Annotated in this window: 18 protein-coding genes; 7 read left to right on the forward strand and 11 right to left on the reverse strand. The window is 45.2% G+C overall.

The window, feature by feature from the left end:
* Positions 1-7 precede the first annotated feature (7 nt).
* Entirely contained in the window at positions 8-394 is a 387-nt protein-coding gene (locus AB3R30_RS14240) for a hypothetical protein (RefSeq protein WP_458649858.1), read from the reverse strand.
* A gap of 487 nt (positions 395-881) precedes the next feature.
* Between AB3R30_RS14240 and AB3R30_RS14245 the strand changes: the two genes are divergently transcribed.
* From AB3R30_RS14245 to AB3R30_RS14255, 3 genes are all read left to right on the forward strand, one after another.
* Positions 882-1,400, forward strand: coding sequence for a type IV pilin-like G/H family protein (locus AB3R30_RS14245; RefSeq protein WP_458649859.1), 519 nt, complete (start codon positions 882-884; stop codon positions 1,398-1,400).
* A 152-nt stretch (positions 1,401-1,552) separates the two neighbouring features.
* Positions 1,553-2,206 (forward strand): hypothetical protein, encoded by a 654-nt coding sequence (locus AB3R30_RS14250; protein WP_458649860.1) that lies wholly within the window; start codon positions 1,553-1,555, stop codon positions 2,204-2,206.
* A gap of 91 nt (positions 2,207-2,297) precedes the next feature.
* A complete protein-coding gene (locus tag AB3R30_RS14255; protein ID WP_458649861.1) occupies positions 2,298-3,743 on the forward strand; it encodes a hemolysin family protein in 1,446 nt (481 codons plus the stop codon).
* Positions 3,744-3,798: 55 nt separating this feature from the next.
* Here AB3R30_RS14255 and AB3R30_RS14260 read toward each other — a convergent pair whose 3' ends face one another.
* A complete protein-coding gene (locus AB3R30_RS14260) occupies positions 3,799-4,062 on the reverse strand; it encodes a TIGR02450 family Trp-rich protein (protein WP_458649862.1) in 264 nt (87 codons plus the stop codon).
* A 119-nt stretch (positions 4,063-4,181) separates the two neighbouring features.
* On the opposite strand from AB3R30_RS14260, the gene AB3R30_RS14265 reads away from it, so the two are divergent.
* Positions 4,182-5,030 (forward strand): pentapeptide repeat-containing protein, encoded by an 849-nt coding sequence (locus tag AB3R30_RS14265; RefSeq protein WP_458649863.1) that lies wholly within the window; start codon positions 4,182-4,184, stop codon positions 5,028-5,030.
* Here the strand turns inward: AB3R30_RS14265 and AB3R30_RS14270 are convergent.
* The 3 genes from AB3R30_RS14270 to AB3R30_RS14280 form a co-directional block, all read right to left on the reverse strand.
* A complete protein-coding gene (locus tag AB3R30_RS14270; protein WP_458649864.1) occupies positions 4,984-6,087 on the reverse strand; it encodes a hypothetical protein in 1,104 nt (367 codons plus the stop codon). The two genes, AB3R30_RS14265 and AB3R30_RS14270, sit on opposite strands and share 47 nt — an antisense overlap.
* 143 nt (positions 6,088-6,230) lie before the next feature.
* Positions 6,231-6,527, reverse strand: a complete 297-nt coding sequence (locus AB3R30_RS14275) for a hypothetical protein (protein ID WP_458649865.1) — start codon at positions 6,525-6,527, stop codon at positions 6,231-6,233.
* Between the two features lie 196 nt (positions 6,528-6,723).
* Positions 6,724-7,326 carry a TIGR02466 family protein gene (locus tag AB3R30_RS14280; RefSeq protein WP_458649866.1) on the reverse strand — a complete coding sequence of 201 codons (603 nt, stop codon included), beginning with the start codon at positions 7,324-7,326 and terminating at the stop codon, positions 6,724-6,726.
* 189 nt (positions 7,327-7,515) lie between these two features.
* Between AB3R30_RS14280 and AB3R30_RS14285 the strand changes: the two genes are divergently transcribed.
* Complete coding sequence (locus AB3R30_RS14285) at positions 7,516-9,975, forward strand: FG-GAP-like repeat-containing protein (RefSeq protein ID WP_458649867.1); 2,460 nt, start codon at positions 7,516-7,518, stop codon at positions 9,973-9,975.
* 91 nt (positions 9,976-10,066) lie between these two features.
* Here the strand turns inward: AB3R30_RS14285 and AB3R30_RS14290 are convergent, their stop codons facing one another.
* The 5 genes from AB3R30_RS14290 to AB3R30_RS14310 all read right to left on the reverse strand — a co-directional run bounded on the left by AB3R30_RS14290 (position 10,067) and on the right by AB3R30_RS14310 (position 16,374).
* Entirely contained in the window at positions 10,067-11,365 is a 1,299-nt protein-coding gene (locus tag AB3R30_RS14290) for a CO2 hydration protein (RefSeq protein ID WP_458649868.1), read from the reverse strand.
* A gap of 40 nt (positions 11,366-11,405) precedes the next feature.
* Positions 11,406-11,996 (reverse strand): cytochrome b, encoded by a 591-nt coding sequence (locus tag AB3R30_RS14295; protein ID WP_458649869.1) that lies wholly within the window; start codon positions 11,994-11,996, stop codon positions 11,406-11,408.
* A 76-nt stretch (positions 11,997-12,072) separates the two neighbouring features.
* Entirely contained in the window at positions 12,073-13,644 is a 1,572-nt protein-coding gene (locus AB3R30_RS14300; RefSeq protein WP_458649870.1) for an NADH-quinone oxidoreductase subunit M, read from the reverse strand.
* 38 nt (positions 13,645-13,682) lie between these two features.
* Positions 13,683-15,569: an NAD(P)H-quinone oxidoreductase subunit F gene (locus AB3R30_RS14305; protein WP_458649871.1), complete on the reverse strand. Its 1,887-nt coding sequence runs from the start codon at positions 15,567-15,569 to the stop codon at positions 13,683-13,685.
* Positions 15,570-16,044: 475 nt separating this feature from the next.
* Positions 16,045-16,374, reverse strand: a complete 330-nt coding sequence (locus AB3R30_RS14310; protein WP_458649872.1) for a hypothetical protein — start codon at positions 16,372-16,374, stop codon at positions 16,045-16,047.
* 107 nt (positions 16,375-16,481) lie between these two features.
* On the opposite strand from AB3R30_RS14310, the gene psbP reads away from it, so the two are divergent.
* Both psbP and AB3R30_RS14320 read left to right on the forward strand, forming a co-directional pair.
* Positions 16,482-17,021, forward strand: a complete 540-nt coding sequence (psbP, locus tag AB3R30_RS14315) for a photosystem II reaction center PsbP (protein WP_458649873.1) — start codon at positions 16,482-16,484, stop codon at positions 17,019-17,021.
* Positions 17,022-17,202: 181 nt separating this feature from the next.
* Entirely contained in the window at positions 17,203-17,835 is a 633-nt protein-coding gene (locus AB3R30_RS14320) for a Maf family protein (RefSeq protein WP_458649874.1), read from the forward strand.
* Here AB3R30_RS14320 and AB3R30_RS14325 read toward each other — a convergent pair.
* Positions 17,819-20,848 (reverse strand): O-linked N-acetylglucosamine transferase family protein, encoded by a 3,030-nt coding sequence (locus AB3R30_RS14325; protein WP_458649875.1) that lies wholly within the window; start codon positions 20,846-20,848, stop codon positions 17,819-17,821. The genes AB3R30_RS14320 and AB3R30_RS14325 overlap by 17 nt on opposite strands.
* Positions 20,849-20,878 lie beyond the last annotated feature (30 nt).

The raw sequence follows: 20,878 nt of genomic DNA on the forward strand, positions 1-20,878 counted from the left end.
CTTTCAATTACGCTAAAGTCTCTGGACAATAGCCTAAACCCCGAACAAACTGAGTGCGAAACTCTTCAATTTCTTCGCGATCGGGGGTGCCATGAGAAACCACTGCCACTTGATAACGCTGCATCACCGCAACAGGCGATTGACCCGTTTCTAAGCCCCACATTGCCATTTGAATCCGAATGTTGGGTTCATGAGGGATGCCCAGTTCATTCATAAACGCTTGGAAATTTCCATGCTGTTGTGGATCTAAATGTTCGCTCAATTTGACTCGAATTAGCCAGCCATCAATTTGATGAATCACGCTCATAAAGCGCACTGGCAAATAACCCTTATGCAAAAACTCAACAACTCTCAAGGTTAAGCTAGTGTTGGCTAAAAAGTAAACGTAGTCCATGGGTGTAACCAGCAATGCGAATAGTTTAATAGTCGCGTTTGAGGAGATATTACGGTTAGGGGAAAAGCCCCCGTATTAGAGAGGGTTTCCCCCCAATTTTGTTGGGTAGGGTTGAGGCGAGAGAATACTTTAAGGGTAAGGGTTCCAATCCCTGAAAGGGTTTGATAAAAGTTGTGGCTCCGAGATACCTTTTGTTAAGTTTCTTGTTAAGCACTTTCATAGATTTTTCACACTCGCTTCATCAAGTCTTGCGAAAAACACATAAGTCATTATGTAAGAGTGAGTAGAAAGGGATCTGAAGAGTGGTACTTTCAATCCCTTCTTTTCCCGACCAACTTTGCACAATCAAAATTTTCTTGAGTTAAGTAAACTCCAAGTCAATATCTAAGTTTGGTTGGATATGGTGTTGATACGTTAAAGTACAAATACTCATCGCAGGTGCATCGATTCAGTTTTAACGCTAAGAACAGGTTTTTTAATACTAGCGATGACTTCATACAAAACTCAATTTGCCCTACTTGTTGCGATCGCCGCATTATCACTTGCAGGATGCTCCACAGTAATATCTGCCAAAGGCTCTGGTTCAACAGTAGACAGTTCATCAGTAGAACGCCAAGCCAAAAGCTCAGTTAGCTCGGCTCTCTTCAGCCAGCAAACTTACTTTTTAGAAAAAAAAGCTTTTGCCAGTTCATTTGGCGCGTTGGAAGCAGAAGATGCAATCAACACTAAAAACTATAGCTATCGGATTATCTTAAAACCCAATAAATTTAAAGGCGTTGCGATTATGGCAACCTCTAAAAACCCCAAACTTCGTAGCTATACCGGGGTTGTCTATGCTGTTAATTTGAGGCAATCGGGAACGGTTACATTATCTCAGCTTTGTGAAACGCAAGAACCCTCCAATGTTGCACCCATTGTTCCTGAAAATCCTAGGCGTGCTTCCGACACGATTCGCTGCCCAGTAGGGTCTCGGTCGTCTTTTGAATTGTTGGCTCTGAATGATTAGCTGAGTCAATAATAGATTTCTTTTAGAAATTAGCGATCTATGGCATGATTGCGGCAATCTCTCAATTTCATTTTTTGATATGTGAAATTATGAGAGCTTTTGATTGAATTATTTGATCAGCTTTTCCGCGATCGCTGATATTCTATATACCCATGAAATGGAACTCAACCATCGGACTCACTCTCATATTGCTGGCATCCATGCTGATCGGCGGAGTTTTTAGCGGCATCGCTGGCACAAATCTTGGGCGTGAAGCTCTCAAAGGCATTACCCAGCCAGACACTCGACCCAACAACCTGGCAAACCGCAAAGGCGATCTGCCTCGCAAAGATGAGGTGTTGATTTTGCCAGAAGATAAAATTATTGCCAACGTCAAAACTCGGATTGGCGGAGGTAAAGCAGCGGCTGTGACAGCAAAACAGGTTTCTGGAGCCTCTACAAGCGCGGCAGTGGATCAAGCCAAGTTTCCGTTTACCGCAGAAAGTGAAGACGTAACTCTAGAAATTCGCTCTATTCAGCAACAGGGTGATTCTTTCATCATCTCGGTTGGATTGCGAAATGCAAATCAAACCCCCGTTAAATTTTTATATAGTTTTTTGGAAGTCAAAGACAATCAGGGTAGAACCCTCAGCGCCAACACGGAAGGGCTACCCTCTGAGTTGCCTGCCGATAATCAAGTATATTCAGGCATTATTCGGTTGCCCGTTGCATCAGTTGATAAGGCAGAAAAATTGTCGTTGGCTCTGTCAGATTATCCTGATCAGAAGGTTCAGCTAGAAGCGACTAATATTCCGGTGATGCGATAAAAGGCTGATATGCTGTCTGCTGGGGACATTTTATTAAGTTATGTTAGTTGTAAATGTCTTAACACTGATGATTTGTGGAGGCATTTAAGCAATGATTGCACCTGCCTCTGAAAGTCTGGCATGGTCAGAGGTTGCTGTGCGCCTGCTGTCTGTTTTCCTTTTGATCACCATTAATGCCTTTTTTGTCACAGCAGAGTTTTCAATTGTTTCGGTGCGGCGATCGCGGATCAATCAACTCGTTGCCGCAGGAGATATGCCTGCAAAAACGGTACAAAATTTGCAGCGTAGCATCGAGCGCTTGCTTTCCACGACCCAGCTAGGAATTACTCTGGCGAGTTTGGCACTGGGCTGGATTGGAGAAACTGCCATGGTGGGCTTAGTCGCAAATGGGCTAAGACAACTGCCAATGCCCTTAGCGTTACAAGCGCCTGTTGCCCACTCCTTAGCGCTACCGCTGACTTTTCTAAGCATTGCCTATTTGCAAATCGTGTTGGGTGAACTTTGCCCCAAATCAGTAGCACTCCTCTATCCCGAAGAAATATCGCGGGTGTTAGGACCACCGAGTTTAGCGATCGCCCGCATTTTCAACCCCTTTATTTGGATTTTGAACCAGTCTACTAAGCTCCTGCTGAGGCTTGTAGGGATTCAATATGCGGCGGGACAAGGTTGGTATAACCAAGTGACTCCAGAAGAATTGCAGTTAATTATCACCACTTCTAGCGAATCTACCGGGCTGGAAGCAGAAGAACGAGAGTTATTGCGAAACGTGTTTGAGTTTGGCGAAGTGACGACCGCAGAAGTCATGGTGCCTCGAACTAGCATCGCCGCAATTTCTCATACTGCCACGCTGAAAACCTTGTTAGAAGAAGTGGCGGAGTCAGGGTACTCCCGCTATCCAGTCATTGGCGAATCTTTAGACGACATTCGCGGCATTATCAACTTTAAGGAACTTGCAGAACCGCTGTCGCAAAATCCCCATTCTTTAAATCAATCGATCAACCCGTGGGTTCGTCCGGCGCGGTTTATCCCCGAATATATGCTGCTGAGTGAGTTGTTGCCATTAATGCAGCGATCGCGCCAACCCATGGTGATGGCAGTGGATGAATTTGGTGGCACTGCCGGGTTAGCCACGATCGCCGATGTCATCGGCGCAATTTTGGGAGATATCGCTCAAACTGATAGCGCTGAAGAACCCACGATTCAAATTTTGGATGATCAAACTTTTTTAGTGCAGGCGCAGATGAACTTGGAGGAAGTCAACAACCTGCTCAGCTTAGAACTACCGCTCATAGATGATTACCAAACTCTAGCAGGATTTGTTCTGTATAATTTACAGCGCATTCCAGCACCGGGCGAATCCCTTCATTTTGAAGGCTATGAATTTACCGTTGTCACGGCTGAAGGTCCCCGTTTGCATCAAATTCGCATTCATCGGCTAGAAAACTCAGCAGTTGAATCGAATAAGCTAGACCTAAACTCCACCGATCAAGAGCAATTAGAGCAATCCAGCGAAGATCCCCTTCCTCCCGATCTCTAACTCCTACCTTCTCAATTTTGCGATTTTGCTCTGCTGGGTCAGGTGTTCTGAGCGATTAACTTTTACCTGCAAGTTGGGGTGCTACGTCTGATTGTTCTTGGAGCGATCGCCATCCAGCCTGCCACAGCCTTTCATCTTTTAACAGCTTGGCATTCAGCCAAAATCGCACGGTGGGATCACAGGAAGCCACCAGTTCTGCAAATACCCAAACGCCCTGATTTTTGCGATTGGTCACTTGAAAATGTCGCCAGCCGTCCACTTGGATATGGGCTGTCCATTTGGAACCGACAAGATAGGGAAATTTTTGTTTGCGTTGCATGGTTAAACAGGGACATCTTGATTACTTGACCTGATCATCTGTCACGATCGCCCCAAAGTGCTTTCGTTGAGTGAGCCGTTCACTTCTTACTGTAAAGGTTAAGCATAAGGTGTTGCAAAATGGGTAACTTGCGCTTAAATAGCTTCAAGCTTACTAATCGGCGATCGCCCATGAAATCCTCCACCTTGATAACTACGGCACTAGTGACCGTGCTTGGCGTCTCTTTACCGGCTCAGGCAGAAAACTTAGAACATAGCCGTCAGCTTTTAGCAACCAAGCAGTGCCCTCGGTGTGATTTGAGCCGATCCGGATTTGTCTTTGCCGATTTATCTGGCGCAAATTTAACTCAAGCCAATCTAGTAGGGGCAAATTTGAGTCAGTCCAATTTGCAGGGAGCCGATCTACGGGGCGCAAATTTGGCTGGCGCGTCGCTCAATGGGGCAAATTTAACTGGGGCAAGATTGGATGGCGCAAATTTGGCTGGAGCCGATCTGCGGAAATCGTATTTGACTGGAGCATCGGTGGTGGGAACGATTACCGAAGGAGCCTATTTGCAAGGAGCGATGGGGCTTGCCGCCTCGGTTGGAACGGTAGAAGATTTTTATCGCTGGGCATTGGAAGATGAACAGCGGCAAAACTACATCAGTGCGATTCAAAATTATACCCAGGTGATTGCTCGTCAAACTGAATTTGCCCCAGCTTATTTGGGTCGAGGGGCGGCGCGAATGCGGACGGGAGATCGCAAACGGGCGATTGCGGATGCTCGTGAAGCCGAGCGCCTATTCAAAGCCCAGGGTGACCCTGTAAACGCTGAGGCTGCCACCAAAGTTGCCATACTTTTTGAAACTCCCATCCCTGAAGACAAAATAGATAAAGGCAAACCTAACTTTGGTCAAGCGCTAATCGGCATTTTGGGCGGTGCTATGCAGCTATTTTTGTCTCGTTTTTCTCTACCGTCGTTGTTTTAGCGGTGATCAGCATTGGGCGCAATTCGGGCTGACTGCTAAATTTCCAAATAATGCCATCGACGTAATAATGGTAAATAACGATCATAGTAAAAGGCATGAACAGCCATAGCCACACGTCTTGATCAAGCAGCCCTTTTAGCTCAATAAATCCAACGATAACGCCATAGAGAAGCGCGATCGCAAACCCTTTAAGAGCAATGTGCTTCACTGTGGGAAACTGTCGGGTTTGATACTGCATCATCCAACCATGATACTGAACATCGTGATAGGCAGTTTCTAACGCTTCCGCCACTAAAAACGGAGTAGCAGTCATAAAAAAGATGAAATAGTGAGTAGCCAGCACTGCTAGCATTAACAAAAGCTTCGGGAGATTGAGCGGCTCTTTACGCCACCAGCGCACCAGTTGCCGCAGCAAAAACAGGGTGAGAAAACCGAGGAAGATTGCCCAGATTATCTCGACAAAAACATCGGGAATGTTAGGAAAGTTGCATTGGAAATCTTTATAAATCACAATGGGTGATTCAATACCAGAGTAATCATTAAAAAAACACGCAAACATCCCACTATAAAAAGTGCCAAAATCTAGCCAATCATCCAGACGATTTCTATCATGGTTAAGGTTTTTGTAAGCCTTTAAAAAACCGTAGTGTTGGCGCATGATGTGATAACTGCCAAACAAAGCCGCAAACACAATGAGTTCAGCTTCTAACTTGAAACTGGCAAGCAGTAAGCCTACTGCAAGCAGGCATCCCAGCCCTAGAGTATGAATAGTTTTATGTCGCTGAAACTCAATGCGATCGCCATGAGTACGCGAAAAAGTTTGAAAAATATGGGGATGATCTAACAAGGCAGAAAATAGAAAGTAAGTAATTAAAATGGAGTCGCCTTGAAGGAAGAAATGAAACTGATCGGCAACTTGATAAAGCCCCCAGAAAAATAAAGTAAAAACACAGCTTCCAATGAAGAAAAACAGATCGTAGCGTTGGCTAACCATCCAGCGATCGCTCACTAAAGGAAGCCATTGTTTGAACGCCTGAGTTTTGGTTATTGGAACCATTGAACTGTTAAATAAAGAACTTTTCTGTCGCGATCGCTGATTCAATTTAGCCCATGACAAAACTGCTGGCAACTCTTGTCACTAGCAGTTTATCAAGGAGTCCGTTCCTATATCCAGCACAGACCCACAGGTGAGGAAAAACCCTACGAGTGATATCGTCCCCACTTTAAAACAGTGGTGAGTGCATAAATCACCACTGCGCTCCCCAAAACTGAGGGAATAATCGGAACATTGACCACATTCCAACTTAAAAAAGGAGCCGCAACACCGTATTGAGTTTTCAATAAATGATAAATCCAGGCACCAAGCCAAACCCCAACAAACCCAACCACCACTAAACCTAGAAATTTTCCTGGAACTTGTCGAGGAATCAGGAAATTTCCAAGTAAACCGCAAACAGAAGCAATAACCAATTGCACCGCCAAATAGGAGAGATCCATAGAGCCTCCTCAATTTTTGAGGAAATAGGGTTGATCGTGGCTGCACCCCAATGAAAATAGACGATATCTATTGATACTTTAACGTCCGAATTTAAGTCTTATCCGGATAATTAAGCATACCCATTCTGTTAATAACTCCACTCAATTTGTGAAGTGCGGGAGCTTTCAACTTAATGAATTAACATAATCTTTTTAATTAGCCAAAAATGTAATTAAAGCTAACGCTAATCCGCTCTTCGTCGTTCATATTGGGTTCTACACCATGCTTGAGCCAGCTTGGAAAGATCAGCAGTAGTCCTGCTTCCGCAACATGAGCGATCGCGTCCGCTGTAAATGCGGTATAACTTTGCACCATTGGTTTATAAAACGTGCGCGCTGATCGAGGATCATAAAACATTAAATTGCCAGACTCTTTCGGTGCTTTCACATAGTAAACACCACTAAACAAACAATTGGCATGGTCGTGAATTTTATTGCTGGCATGCTTCGGGTTCACGTTTGCCCAACAGTTAGCGGCTTTTATCCGCACATGCTCATAGCCCATCGCCATGGCAGATTCAGCGATCGCCGAATCCACTAATTCCCGAAATGGTTTCACCTCATCTAAGGCAAACAAATTACCTTGGCTATGCCAGCCTAATACATTAGAAACTGCTTGCCCATTGCCATCTAGCGATCTCTGCTGTGAAATAACCTGCAACAGCGCATGGTCAAGTCCTTCGTGTTCATACAACTTAAAAACAAACAGCGGGGTGGAAAATAACTGATGACAGTTTGTTGTCCATTTTTCTTTCGTCATCACTGAAACCTACTATTACTTAAAAGGTAATGTATTCAAAAATCTTCCGCGTAGAAATACTAGCCAAGTGTCAGTCCGGACAGTTAATACAAACTTTATATAAAGTTCTGCCGAAAGTGCAGGGTCATTCTTCATAAGTGGGAAGGATAGTCTAGCGATTATAAAGGGCTATTAAAAAGAGGACTACCTATGGCTGACACTATTTTTGATAATAATGCGGCGGCGATCGCGGGTGTGGAGGCTCGCTGGATCAAGGCTAACTCAGGAAAAATAACCCTTTCCAGCACCCAAGATCCTAGCTATTCTCTTGATGCAACCGACACCGCTGACTACTTCAAGTTAACCGTTAGCCGCAGTAGCAATGTCATTATTAGTCTTGCATCTCAGGGTGGAAACGCAAATATTTCTCTGCTTGACTTTGATGGCACCACTCAAAGTAGTAGCGTCGGATCAAGCAACAACAATTCTACTGGGCTGACAGATGTCATCATCAGCGATTCTTCAGTTCCCCTTCAAGCAGGTCAAGACTATTACATTCGGGTGGATGCCTCTAACCCAACCACCACAATTAATTACACCTTAACCGTTGATACCCTGCCAACCTCGCGCAGTGATTTGTTATGGCGTGACTATGCTCCTAATACAGGAGTCAACTACCTTTGGAATATTAACAACAGCGCATACACAGGAGGAAGAATTCTTCAAACTCTTGCACCCAATTATCAGTTGTCAGCGGTTGAAGATTTTAACAATGACGGGACGCTGGATTATTTTTGGCGAGATCCATCCACGGGCTTTAACGGTCTTTGGTTCATGGATTCCACAGGGGTAAACCCCATTGGCTACAAGCTTCTTCCTTCTTTCCAAGACATAAACCACCGAATGATAGGTGCCGCAGACTTCAACGGGGACGGTAATACAGACATCTTATGGGAGGATCTTCGTACTAATCTTTGTGGTGTTTGGTTATTGAATAGCCAACACGATGTAACGGGGTCGCTAAAGATTGATAGCCCAAATAAAGCAGGCTGGTATGTTCAAACGGTAGGTGATTTCAATGGCGACAGCAAACCTGATATTCTATATCGCAACTATGGGACTGGTGAAAATACTATTTGGACACTAGATAACGGCAAATTCACTTCAGCTATTGGGATTAATTCTGAAAAAGGTGCAGGCTGGTTTGTAGCTGGTTCGGGAGATTTCAATGGGGACAACAAGTGGGACTTATTCTGGCGTAATGCGGCGACTGGAGCAAACAGAATCTGGTATATGGATCAGTCAACGCTTTTATCAAGCGCATCTTTTCAATCATTGCCAACCAATTTTGGTCTTGCTAAGGTCATTTCCACCCCCTTGCCTGTAGATTTAGCAGGGAATGCAGTTGCTTCCGCATTTAGTGTAGGTAAGGTAGATGGCACTGCGACATACAATGACAAGATTGGCGGCAATGATAAGCTTGATTTTTACTCCTTTAGGCTCGATGTCGCATCTAAAATAGATGTCACCGCGATCGGTTCAGCATTAGCTGCAACAACAAACTTCCAAATCACAACAGCGAATGGCACACCTGTCTCATCTATTTCTACTGCAAACGGTGTCAACCAACAGAAGCTAACCGAGGTCGACCTCAACCCAGGCACCTACTTTGTTCGGTTGCAGTCCACATCAACCAGCGCTATCGATTATTCCATCAGTATTGGAGCCGTAACAGAAAAACTACCCGTCAACCTTTTTCCAGTTGCACCACTTGCTCTGAAAAATACAGATGGTACACCTATCATTGCTACTCAGGCTGTTAGTGTAAAAACTCCATTCCTGTTTGATTTAGACTACATCGTTAAATATACAGGTAGCCCAACTAACTCGTTTAAGGTTGGATTCTTCTTATCTCCCGATGATGCTATTACCACTAGCGATTATCGGTTGGATATCAACAACGATGGACTGAGAAACACTAACGATGTTGCCACGATCGCAGGTTTAGCCCCTGATACCAATGGCAACCGTACCCAGCGCTTGACCCTGCCCAGCAAAGATGATGCATTCTGGGATCTAAAAGGAGATTCAACTTACTACATCGGTGTCATTGTCGATCCAGAGAATGAGATTGCAGAACTAGATGCTCAAGGAAACCCTAAGGAAAATGATAATGCTTTAGGAACCTCCATCCTGGTCAAAGATTCTCGTCTACCGGATCTGACTGGGAATGGATTTAATGTCGTTCAGCCTGGGGCAACTCGTGGTGGAGCTATCACGGTATCGGGTAGTGTTCTGAATATCGGTAAGGGTGCTTCTGATGCACAAAACCCGATTGGCAGTGAGTTTGAGGTAGGCTTCTACTTGTCGAGAAACATTACTTTCAGTTCTGATGATATTGAGTTGACCTTTGCAACGTTTGCTGCGATCGCAGCTAATGGTCAAGCTTCTTTCAACAGCAGCACCGATCCTAATCTTATTACCAATCCCAATCCTACGCAGTTTCCTTACTTCAATGAACCTGTTGTGTTACCTCTAAACTGGGCAGGTTACCAAGGGAGTGGAACTTATTATGTGCTGATGGTTGTTGATCCAGGAACAACGCTGAAGGAAGTTGAAGGCGGCACCCTCAACAACGTTACGGCTGATGCCATTACCATTACTGTATAGTTAATCAACAGTTCAATGATCAGTGAATTCAACCAAGGAGCATAGTGATTGCGCTCCTTGGTTGAATCATCAGGTTTGTACAGACTTTGCCTTAGCGATAGTCTGAAGTTTGAATATCGTTTAGGCGCGCCTCTGGGCGAACAAATCGATCCATTTGTGCTTCAAAAAACTTGCGGTTTGCCATCAAGTGCTTGGGATTGGGATCGTCTAGTGGATAAAGTAGGGCTGTTCGCAAGGCTTGAATGACGGCGGATGTGACGCAATACATCGATCGCTGAAAGGTAATTCCCAACTGAACCAGCATGTCATCTTCACCCCGGCAATGCTTTTGGTAATACTCCACTAGGTAGGGCGGCAAAAAGTGGAGCATATCTTGGGCTAAGAGCGTGGGGGGAATGCCTGCTGTACCCACTGGAAATTTATCGGCATAGAGTACGCCATAGTGGAAATCTTTTTGATCATCGGGAACTTGACGGGCTTGAGCATTGTAAGATTTGGTGCCTCGAAAGGGAGCCGTCCGATAGAACACTGCTTCCACATAGGGGAGTGCTGCTTCATAGAGCCAGGTGAATCCTTTGGACTTGGGAATAATTTCGTAGCACTCGCCTTTAATATAAACATGGTGATAGATGGGGCGACCGGCGATCGCAAAAATCCCGTTCACTAAAAAATTCATCGCATCCGGCACACTAGCAATTTTGCCCTCATCGTACAGATCGGACATTTCAAAGAAAACGGGAGCCATCACTTCCCAGAACAAACCCAAATTGGCATAGTAGGAAGCTTGACGGCACTGCTCTAAAAACATATCTGGGAAGAGTTTATATAAACCCAACATTGCCGGATTTCCCTTGAAGTAAGCCCGAATTGCGCAATCAGCGTTGGCTTTATATTCGTCGCTATCTAAATAGGGGTCAAATTGATTGACCGGTGAATACATATTTCGGTGCCACAGCATCGCTTGCATACAGGCTTCGGCAAATTCCATGTTGATGCGATCGTGCCAAAGATGATGCAACAACCGGGGCATATTTTTCGTTTCACCCTTCCGCATAAATTCCTCTAGTTCTGGGTGAACCGTTGCCCGCCCTCGCCAAAATCGCAGGTCAGCATCGTCGCCTGCATAGTGGTTGTGCCGTTGCAGGTATTCATCCGAAATAAAGTACTTAAAAAATGGCAACGGATTCAGAAAAACCTGTTCGCCAATATATAAAAGGTCGCGCCAGTAAAAATCCATCGGCACCGCATAGGCTTTATAAATGCCGATGATTTGCATCAAGTTTTCTGGAGTGTCTGGCAGCATGGCTCCTCCAGCTTCTAGCCGATAAATAATATCAGCGTGAGGATGGTTAGAAGGCGGAATTTTGGGAGTTGGGGCAGACATATTCATAAGGCTTGAGCCAATAGAGGATAGGGTTTTGAAAAACTTTTTAGGGATCAATGAACCTTTTTTGGAAGGCTTGCCGCGATCGCCGCAACGTTGCCCGTAAAAATTTTCGTTGGTCTAGAGTGTGTAAAACGATAAACGCCAGGAAAGAGTAGGACAGCCAAAAGTGGAGGTTTTTGCCCACTTCGGCAAGTGCTTTATTAGGTGGAAATAATCGCGGCAAGGTTAGCCCAAACAAAGCAACATCTTTATCAAACGAGTTAGAAAAGAACCAACCGCTGACAGGCACGATCAACATAAAAAAGTAAAGCAGGGTATGCAGGGCGATCGCTTGAATCTTTTCCCAATTTGGTAAAGGACGTTTGGCTGTTTTTTTCTTTCTCAACTTCAGCAGCAGATAAAATATGCGAGCCGTGAGTAACCCCATCGTCAACACGCCTAGAGATTTATGCAATCCATACAGGGTGCCTCGATAAGTGACCTCTTTGGGTAGGTCAGCCATAAAACTACCGCCCACAAACAGCAGTAAATAAACCGCTGCCATCCACCAATGAATTGACCAAAGTCGTTGGGCAGCCGTTTTCTGGCGGGGCTGTTTTTCGCGTTGGCTATCGGGTTGAGTTAGATTTTCCATGAGTGTTCTCCAAAAGTAGCGATGGGCAAGGAACCAATTCTTACACTCACTCAGACGCTCATTGGGGTTTATCGGTTCACAGTGGATTGGGGTTAACTGAAGTTTGGGAGATCGCCCTGAAGTCTTCACTTTGCGAAATCGTGGGTAAATTCAATCCAACTTGGTGATGGATTGGAGCCGCTGCCACTAATGCCGCTGTTGTGGTTTCACTCCAACGGACTAACCAGGTGGGCTGAATGCCTAAGAAAACGATTAACCCAGTCAAAATTAAAGCAGGAGTCTGCTCTCGCCAAGTGACACGAGGATAGTAAGCCGTTTTAGTATCGAGCCGACCGAAACAAGTGCGATTGAGCAAAATGACAAAATAAACGGCGGTTAGTCCGGTTCCAGCGACACACAACAGAGTAGGCAATGGAAACGTGGTATAGCTGCCTTGAAACACGAGAAACTCTGCAATAAAACCAACCATTCCTGGAATTCCTGCACTTGCCATGCCTGCCAACACCAACAGAGAACTGGTGAGCGGCAATCCTCGAATGGGGTTAAGCAAGCCATTCAATACATCTAGATCGCGGGTGCCCACTTTCACTTCAATTACACCCACAATGTAAAACAGTAGCGCCAAGATCAAGCCATGACTGACCATTTGCGAGACGGCACCTACCATACTCAACGGAGTCAGAGCCGCCATGCCTAGCATGACGTAGCCCATGTGCCCAATGGAGCTATAAGCAACCATGCGTTTAATATCTTTTTGGGCGATCGCTGCCATTGCCCCATAAATCACACAAATTGCCGCCAGCCAAGATAACGCCGGTGTAACTAACGACCAAGTTTCAGGAAATAAGCTAATGCCAAACCTGACTAAGCCATAGGTTCCCAGTTTCGCCAGCACCCCGCCTAGCAAAATCGCGGTAGGAGTTGAAGCCTCTACATAGGCATCGGGTAACCAGGTATGCAGCGGAATCAGGGGAATTTTAATGCCAAAACCAATCAGCAATAACGTTAGCAAAATTAACTGGGTGCGCTGCGGTAAATCCACTGTGGAAATGGCATTGTAATCAAAACTCCCCGAACCAGAGAGCCAGACTGTCGCTAAGAATGCCGCCAAAATTAGGATGCCGGAGGTTGCTGTATAAATCAGAAACTTCATTCCGGCATACTCGCGCTTGGCTCCACCCCAAATCACGATCAACAAGTAAAACGGAATTAACTCTAACTCATAGAATAAAAAGAACATCAGCAGGTTTTGTGCCATTAAAGCTCCTGCCATGCCTGCATTAATCAAAAAGACCAAGGAATAGAACAGGCGAGGACGCTGCATCACTTGACCTTTGGCAACTAAAGACTCGGCACTGTAAATTACACCCAGGGTAAGCAAGTTACTCAACATCACCAATGGCAGCGATAAGCCATCAACAGCTAAGGAATAGTTGATGCCCAACGTGGGAATCCAAGGGAGATATTCCTGCATCTGCATGGTGGCAGTGGAGATATCAAACTGGGTGAATAGAGCCGCTGTCCAGACTAGAAGAAGACTGGCGATCGCGATCGCACCCCAGCGAAATCGACTCGCCGCGATCGTTCCCGGCAAGAAACCCATCACAGCAGCACCGAGCAGAGGTAACCAAATTAAGGTACTAAGCATAGATTTAAGCAACCGTAAAAAGTAACAGTGGAGAGGTGCTAGCCAATAGCTTGGGGCATGAAATTCGCCGCAAATCCAACTGCCATATTGGATAAGAAGGGAAAGCAGAGGAAAAATCCAAGCAATACAACGCCGAATAAAATCGTGAGCGCATAAAACTGAGATTGTCCCGATGTGCTGTACTTCAGATTTTGCCCTCCTAAAAGAGTGACAAAACCAAATAGATTCACTACGCCATCCACTAAGTATTTATCAATCCAATCAGTCAGCCGAGAAATCAAATCGACTCCAAACACAAAGCTAGAGCGATATAGCGTCGGTGTATAAAAGTCGTATGCCACAAGATTTTGCAGAGATTGCAGCGGAAATTGAACGGGTTTGGGAACAGCGTTGCCTAGATAAACCACTGCGCTGAGGCTGCCGCCCAAAATACTAGACCCAATCAACAGCAGCGCCATGCTTATATTCATGTCTACCCAGTTTGGCAATAGATCGCAGGCTTGCAACACCAAAGGCACATGCAGTGTAAAACCGAGTAGAACCATCATGGGCAACATCATGGGCCAATGAACTTCGGGCGATCGCTGTGCCATCGGTTTTGCTTTCCCCCTAAACAACAAGCAAAACACCCGTGTTAGCCCAAAAGCAGTCAACACGTTGACCAGCAGCAGCACACCCACCAACCAAGGGTGAGTATCGCGCAATCCGTCGATTAACTCCAATAGCGCCCAAAAGCTGCCAAATGGTGGAAAAGCAGTCAGCCCCAAAGTTCCAACAATAAACGCCAACCCCGACATAGGGCGGCGAGACCACAACCCACCCAACTGAGTCACGTTTTGCGTAATGCTGTTCCAGATAATGCCCCCGATACTCATAATCAACAGCGACATCGAAATTGCATGAGTGAATACAAGCATCAAAGCAGCTTGAGTTTCTCCCGTTCCCACTGCAATAAACACAATTCCCATATAGGCACTGACGAGATAAGACAGAGTTCGCTTCACATCAATTTGTGCCAATGCAATTAAAGAACCTCCGACTGCCGTAACAGCACCAATGAAAATTGTTGTGGAAAGGACAAAGGGCGACAGCGCCAAAATCGGCTCTAGCTTCACCAAGACCCAAGCGCCTGTAGCCACCACCACCGAGTTTCGCAGGATTGTTGAAGGAATGGGACCTTCCATCGCTTCATCGAGCCACAGATGCAGAGGAAACTGAGCGCATTTGCCCATGGGTCCCGCAATCAATCCCAATCCAATCAAGGCAATCAGCGTTGGATCGACCGCCACAGTCGTCGCCCATACCGCCATTTCAGAAAAATTCCAGGTGCCTGTTAGAGGATAGATTGCAATCACTGCCATCAGCAGAAACAAGTCACCGATCCGTTTCGTTAGGAAGGCATCACGCGCGCCGGTGACAACGAGCGATTGGTTAAACCAAAAACCTAGCAAAAGATAAGTACCTAAAGTGAGTACTTCTAGGATGATGTAGCTGAAAAACAGGGAGTTGCACAAAACCAGCGCTGTCATCCCGGCTTCAAACAGCGCCAACAAGGAATAGAACCGTGCCCAGCCCCAATCCATTTCCATGTAGCCGATCGCAAATACCTGTGCGAACAAATTTAGCCCTGAAACGAGGGCGATCGCGCCAACCGTGAGCGACGACACCTGCACCGGAATCGTTAAATCTAGCCCAGCCACATTCAGCCATTGAAAAGACACTTCATAAGCAGGCTGATTCCAAGTTGAAGGCAACGCCAAAAGCGCATGAACCAATGAAAGCAAAGTCATTATCGCATTGATATACCCGGCGGGGCGAGGACCAGTGCGGCGAGTAATTGAAGGAAACCAAATTACTGACAGGGATGCGCCAATCAGCGAATAAAAAGGTACAAGCCAGATAGTTTGAACGAGCGGAGGAGCCATTCAATCACCTTATAGAATCAAAAAATTTTAAGTATGAAAAACTTGCGGATCTGAAAAATGGGCATTGCTCAATCCAGAAATGAAATTTGTAGTAGAAATCCCTTATGGTCGCCTTGGTTCAGCAAGAGTAGGCATAAGATACTATTCCTACAATCAGAAATCATACTTACATTCAGCAGTGCTAAAAAAACGAATAAACTAGATAGACGAAGTATTTAGTTTATTCAATCTTTAACCTAATTACTATTTAGCATAGTCAATGTACAAAAGTGAATATGCTCTCTTGATATAGAGTAGAACAAAAAGCCTCTACCTACCGCCAAATCGGTTATTCAATCATCTATCACAATTCATAATGAATAGTATGAAGTTCATCTATCGGCGTTGCTGAATCGAGATATGAAATTCGTAGGGACAATCCCTTATGGTTGCCCCTACGAATTTTCACCTGAGTTTTGCAATTGTTTCATTGACTTTACCGGAAACGAGCTTCTAGCTTAGACATCCGTGATTCTAAGGCGTTGAGCCGATCTTTAGCTTCGATCGCCAGTGTTGCAAGGCGATCAATAATTTGGCGATCGCTCAGGGTTGAAGGGCGCGTTGAGCGAGAAATCGATGGGGGTAGATTAGATGGGATAGCATTGCCCCGACGCAGTTGATTGACTTCTGATCGCAACTGCTGCATCTGCGATCGCAACTGGTTAATATCATTTTGCAAGTTAAATGTGGCTTGAGCAGAGATGCCGTTTTGCCAGAGAAGCAGAACGGCAAAGGTCGTTGTGAATAAGAGGGCAATTCTCAGCATCGTGTCACCTTTCGTTACAAAGAGATGGGAGAATAGAAGAACTGACAAGGGCAGTGGGGTAACTTACCCTGACATATTATTAATTGGCTAGCAGCGGAGTTGGAGAGATGCTCAAGCGGACAGTGGTAATGCTGATGGTAGTCATCAGTTTGAGTTTACAAGGATGTGTATCTGGCGCGACTGGGTTCAAAAGCTTTGTAGACAGCTTTGATGGTTACCAATTCTTGTATCCTAACGGTTGGCTGCAAGTCCAAGTGTCGGATGGACCCGATGTGGTGTTCCATGACATTATTGAGCAAACCGAGAATGTTAGTGTTGTTATCAATCCGGTGACGACTGGCAAATCTCTAAAAGATTTGGGTGATCCCGGTCAAGTTGGCTACAAGCTCTCTAAGAGCGCGATCGCTCCTCCTAACTCCGGCAGAGAAGCGGAACTAGTCAATGCTGAGATGCGAGAAATCGGCGATAAAACTTACTACCTATTGGAATATGCAGTTAAGGTTGGTGATCAAGCCCGTCACAGTTTGGCTAGCGTCGCTGTTAATCGCGGCAAACTTTACACCATTAACGCTTCCACGACTGAAGGTCGCTGGGAAAAAATGAAAGATATGTTAGAAAAAACAGTGCGATCGTTTTCAGTCTATTAATTAGGTGTCAGGTTTAAGGGGCTAGGGTTAGGGAACAGGACAATGAAGACACAAGCCAAGATTAGAACTTTCTTAAAGTTCCCAACTCAAAACTCGTTCGGCTGAGCGCTCAAGTTGAAAGATCTCAAGGAAGGCAAAACTCTTTAAACTCAAACCTTAAAACTCTTTCCTTTACAGTCCCATGGGAATTCCACAGTTCGTTCTAGCTTCGGCTTCTCCAGCCCGACGACGGTTGCTGCAAATTGCAGGAATTGACCCGATCGTGCAGCCGAGTGATTTTGATGAATCTCAGATCACTAGTGCTGATGCTGATTTGCTGGTGAGAACCTTAGCTTTGAGAAAAGCGGATACAGTGGCGACACAATTAGCTAAGGCTGGGATATCAACGCCAACGCTGATTTTGGGTTGTGATTCGGTTTTGGCGATTCATGGGGAGATTTATGGAAAGCCGGACAGTGCAGCGGAGGCGATCGCCCGTTGGCAAGCAATGCGCGGTCACATCGGCGGACTTTATACGGGGCATACTCTGATTGAACTGCTGCCTAGAACCCAATCTTCTGAAACGCCCCTGAAAACATTAGTTCGCTGTCAGGTGACGCAGGTGCATTTTGCGAACATCAGCGATCGCCAGATTGAAGCCTACGTAGCCACAGGGGAACCGATGCACTGTGCCGGGTGCTTTGCGCTGGAAGGGAAAGGCGGCTTTTTTGTCGAAAAGCTAGAAGGCTGTCATAGCAATGTGATTGGGCTAAGTATGCCACTGCTGCGTCAGATGATGGCAGAGTTTGGCTACAATGTCACCGATTTTTGGTAGATCTATCAAGCCTTTCCTGAACGACTTGGCAATAAAATTCTTCTAAGGCAGTGACGCAGGTTAGGTCATCAAATACCTGTGAGCATTGGGCTTGCATTACTGTTAAAATTTCGCTCCTCCAATCTGGCTCCTGCGCCAACCTGACAGCAATTTTAATATAGTCGGCTTCATTCGTCGCTATCGTGTCGGTCATACCCAATGTTTGCAAGATGCCAGTGGAAAGCCGACCCCGCATGAATTCCCCAGGACAGGTGACGATCGGTAGCCCACAGGCGATCGCGTCCAGTGTAGTATTGCCGCCTGTGAAACCTAGCGTATCCAAATAAACATCAGAAAGCAGATTCAACATTAAGTAGTCGTTGCGCTCTAGCGAGGGTAAAAAGACACAGTAATCGTCGCGATTAAGCTTGGCAGCGGCAAACGCTCGATGGAGACGAGGCTGCAAAATGTCGGATCGGATAAATACAAATTGGGCATGAGGCACTTGACGCGCAATCTCGACTAACAAAGCATCGTGCTGTGGCAAATATTTGAACGGAGCCTGACAGCACAGATAGGCGATCGCATCTTCTCGCAGTTGAAAGTCAGCCCGTGTTTTCGTTAGCAGCGGCACCTGTGGCGGAGGGTAAGCAATCCCTAATTTTGGCAAACAGACTAGGGTTTCCGAGTAATGGGCTTGAGCGTTAGCTGGCTCCATTGCTTCGCTGGAAATGTAATAGTCAATCGTGGATAGACCCGATGTAACCGGATGTCCCCAAGCGGTGCATTGAATCGGTGCTAGTCGCAGTGCCGCCATTTGCACAGTCAACGGGTCCATACCAATTTCAGGAAACACTAGAACATGCAGTTGGTCAGACAAAATTTGTTGGCAAACCGCTTCTAAATTGTTGGGAATATGATGAAAGCGATCGCTCCAGGATTGAAATTGTTCAGTAATTAAATCGGGTGAATCTCCTGTGTAATAGCAAAAAATTTCAAAGTTTTGATGATTACAATACTTCAACCATCCAGTTAGCCATAGTGTTCCACTGTAGGCATGAAAATAATGAGATGCATACCCAATCCGAATTTTGGTTTCAATCGCTGGCATTGATAAATGCTGCACCCATTCGGGATAATTAGCTGTCATAATTTTCCGAATCAAATGCCCATACTGCTGTTGGAGTTCGAGCATACTTTGGGCTTGATAGGTCAACTGAAAGCTCGTAAAGCATCGGCTTCCTACTAGCGCATCTTCCTGTTGATTCGCTGTTTCTAATACCGTTTCTTCAATTAAATTTTGTAGGGCGACCGTGAAGCGATCGCGATAAAACTCAATTTCTTCGGGTGAGTCATACGCCAAAGGAAGCAGTAGAGCATTAAGCAGTTTAAATAGGTAGCTTTCTGACAGCTTTTTTATTGCAATTTCTGCTGATGCAATTGCTGCTTGGTACTGATTTGATCGCATTAGCTTAATTATCAATTCATAGTGTAGCTGCTCTGAATTTTCATGCAAAAGAATACCCTGTTTTAACACTTCAATGGCTTCAGAATTTCGATTGAGCTTCCACAATAATTCAGCTAATTCAGAGTAATAATGAGGCTGGCTAGATGGCAGCACCATTAAGGCTTGATAGTGATTGATCGCTGTGACAGTACGCCCTAGTTGAGCAAACCGTTCTGCTGCTTGCTGATGAAACTGAGTTGGATTATTTTGAGCTTGCAGGGCAATATTTAGATTATGCTGTACATCTAAATGATTGGGTTGAAGCTGAAGGGCTTTTTGATAGGTTGTTATAGCGTCCGAAAGCTGCCCTTGATCGAGATACAAATTGCCTAAATTAAGATAGGTGCCAAAAAAGTTAGGATAGAGTGCGATCGCCTGCTGGTAAAGTGTCTCTGCTTGATCGAGTTTATCTTGCAGAGCAAACAAATTTCCTAAGTTGTTATAAGCATCAACAAGATTGGGGTTAAGCGAAAGTGCTTGTTGGTAAGCCGCGATCGCTTGATTGGGTCGCTCTAAGCGTTCTAATACACATCCAATAAAATAGTAAGAAACCTCATTCGCTGAATCGAGCACGATCGCTTTTTGAAGCGCATTAAAACAATCTAAATACGCTTCATGTTCATAATAAAGGATTCCTAAAGTTCTCCAAGCTTCGGCATCCTCATCTCGCCACAGCAAATATTCTTGATACTTTTTTTCGGCGCTACTAAACTGTTTATTTTGATGATAAGCTTTTGCCTCTTGATAGACCGTTTCTAACGATTGCTGTTTTTGTTCAAGCAATTGCAAGTTATAAATGGATTGAATTACCAATGGGTGGCGTTTTTGATTAAAGTCATCAGCAGAATAGGTATGAACTTTATGGCAATCCCAACTAAGGATTTGAATCCCATTCCAAAAGGTAGAATGCCGAGCAACGGGAGTGAATAATTCCATTGCTACAGTTGCCTCTGGCGTAGTAGCTAAAAAATCCCAGCACGCTTGCTGCACAGTGCCCCAATTTGCATCGTCTAAAATGATCAAGGCATGATCCGCCAGAAACGGTTTAACCAGTAGCAATCCCAATAGCGTAGAGCGATAATCATGCGCCCCATCATAAAAATAGACTCCGATTTTGTCTTCACTACCAAGCTCTTGTAGCTCCAGTAAAAAATTCTGAAAGTCTTGATTGCAAAAGTAAACCTGTTCTTCTAATCCAAAATGATTCAGGTTGTTGAACAGCGCTTCTAAGCAGACTCCATCCGTATCAAACTCAGAAAAATTATCTACTGCATACGCCATGCGATCGCGCTGGTTCAGCAACGCTCCAATTAAAGTTGAGCCGCGATAGGTGCCAATTTCACAATATACTTCACCCTCATCCATGCATTCCACTGCAAAATTGAGCAGTTGCATTACGTTGGCAGTGGTCATCCCTGTAATCAAGTTCAACGAGTCCTGGAACTGATCTGACTTTGGATGAACGGTTTCCTTGCCCCATTGATGAAACTGTTCAGGAAGTTGATTAATAAATCGTTGATAATCCATAAGACGCAGAGTAAATGTCTAATTGGGAAA

It is taken from the genome of Sivoneniella epilithica UHCC 1019 (assembly GCF_040830845.1).
In the GTDB taxonomy this organism is placed as follows: domain Bacteria; phylum Cyanobacteriota; class Cyanobacteriia; order Leptolyngbyales; family Leptolyngbyaceae; genus ULC077BIN1.

Coding starts and splice junctions, on each gene's coding strand:
- AB3R30_RS14240 (WP_458649858.1), bottom strand. CDS start 394: ATGGACTACGTTTACTTTTTAGCCAACACTAGCTTAACCTTGAGAGTT.
- AB3R30_RS14245 (WP_458649859.1), top strand. CDS start 882: ATGACTTCATACAAAACTCAATTTGCCCTACTTGTTGCGATCGCCGCA.
- AB3R30_RS14250 (WP_458649860.1), top strand. CDS start 1,553: ATGAAATGGAACTCAACCATCGGACTCACTCTCATATTGCTGGCATCC.
- AB3R30_RS14255 (WP_458649861.1), top strand. CDS start 2,298: ATGATTGCACCTGCCTCTGAAAGTCTGGCATGGTCAGAGGTTGCTGTG.
- AB3R30_RS14260 (WP_458649862.1), bottom strand. CDS start 4,062: ATGCAACGCAAACAAAAATTTCCCTATCTTGTCGGTTCCAAATGGACA.
- AB3R30_RS14265 (WP_458649863.1), top strand. CDS start 4,182: ATGGGTAACTTGCGCTTAAATAGCTTCAAGCTTACTAATCGGCGATCG.
- AB3R30_RS14270 (WP_458649864.1), bottom strand. CDS start 6,087: ATGGTTCCAATAACCAAAACTCAGGCGTTCAAACAATGGCTTCCTTTA.
- AB3R30_RS14275 (WP_458649865.1), bottom strand. CDS start 6,527: ATGGATCTCTCCTATTTGGCGGTGCAATTGGTTATTGCTTCTGTTTGC.
- AB3R30_RS14280 (WP_458649866.1), bottom strand. CDS start 7,326: ATGACGAAAGAAAAATGGACAACAAACTGTCATCAGTTATTTTCCACC.
- AB3R30_RS14285 (WP_458649867.1), top strand. CDS start 7,516: ATGGCTGACACTATTTTTGATAATAATGCGGCGGCGATCGCGGGTGTG.
- AB3R30_RS14290 (WP_458649868.1), bottom strand. CDS start 11,365: ATGAATATGTCTGCCCCAACTCCCAAAATTCCGCCTTCTAACCATCCT.
- AB3R30_RS14295 (WP_458649869.1), bottom strand. CDS start 11,996: ATGGAAAATCTAACTCAACCCGATAGCCAACGCGAAAAACAGCCCCGC.
- AB3R30_RS14300 (WP_458649870.1), bottom strand. CDS start 13,644: ATGCTTAGTACCTTAATTTGGTTACCTCTGCTCGGTGCTGCTGTGATG.
- AB3R30_RS14305 (WP_458649871.1), bottom strand. CDS start 15,569: ATGGCTCCTCCGCTCGTTCAAACTATCTGGCTTGTACCTTTTTATTCG.
- AB3R30_RS14310 (WP_458649872.1), bottom strand. CDS start 16,374: ATGCTGAGAATTGCCCTCTTATTCACAACGACCTTTGCCGTTCTGCTT.
- psbP (WP_458649873.1), top strand. CDS start 16,482: ATGCTCAAGCGGACAGTGGTAATGCTGATGGTAGTCATCAGTTTGAGT.
- AB3R30_RS14320 (WP_458649874.1), top strand. CDS start 17,203: ATGGGAATTCCACAGTTCGTTCTAGCTTCGGCTTCTCCAGCCCGACGA.
- AB3R30_RS14325 (WP_458649875.1), bottom strand. CDS start 20,848: ATGGATTATCAACGATTTATTAATCAACTTCCTGAACAGTTTCATCAA.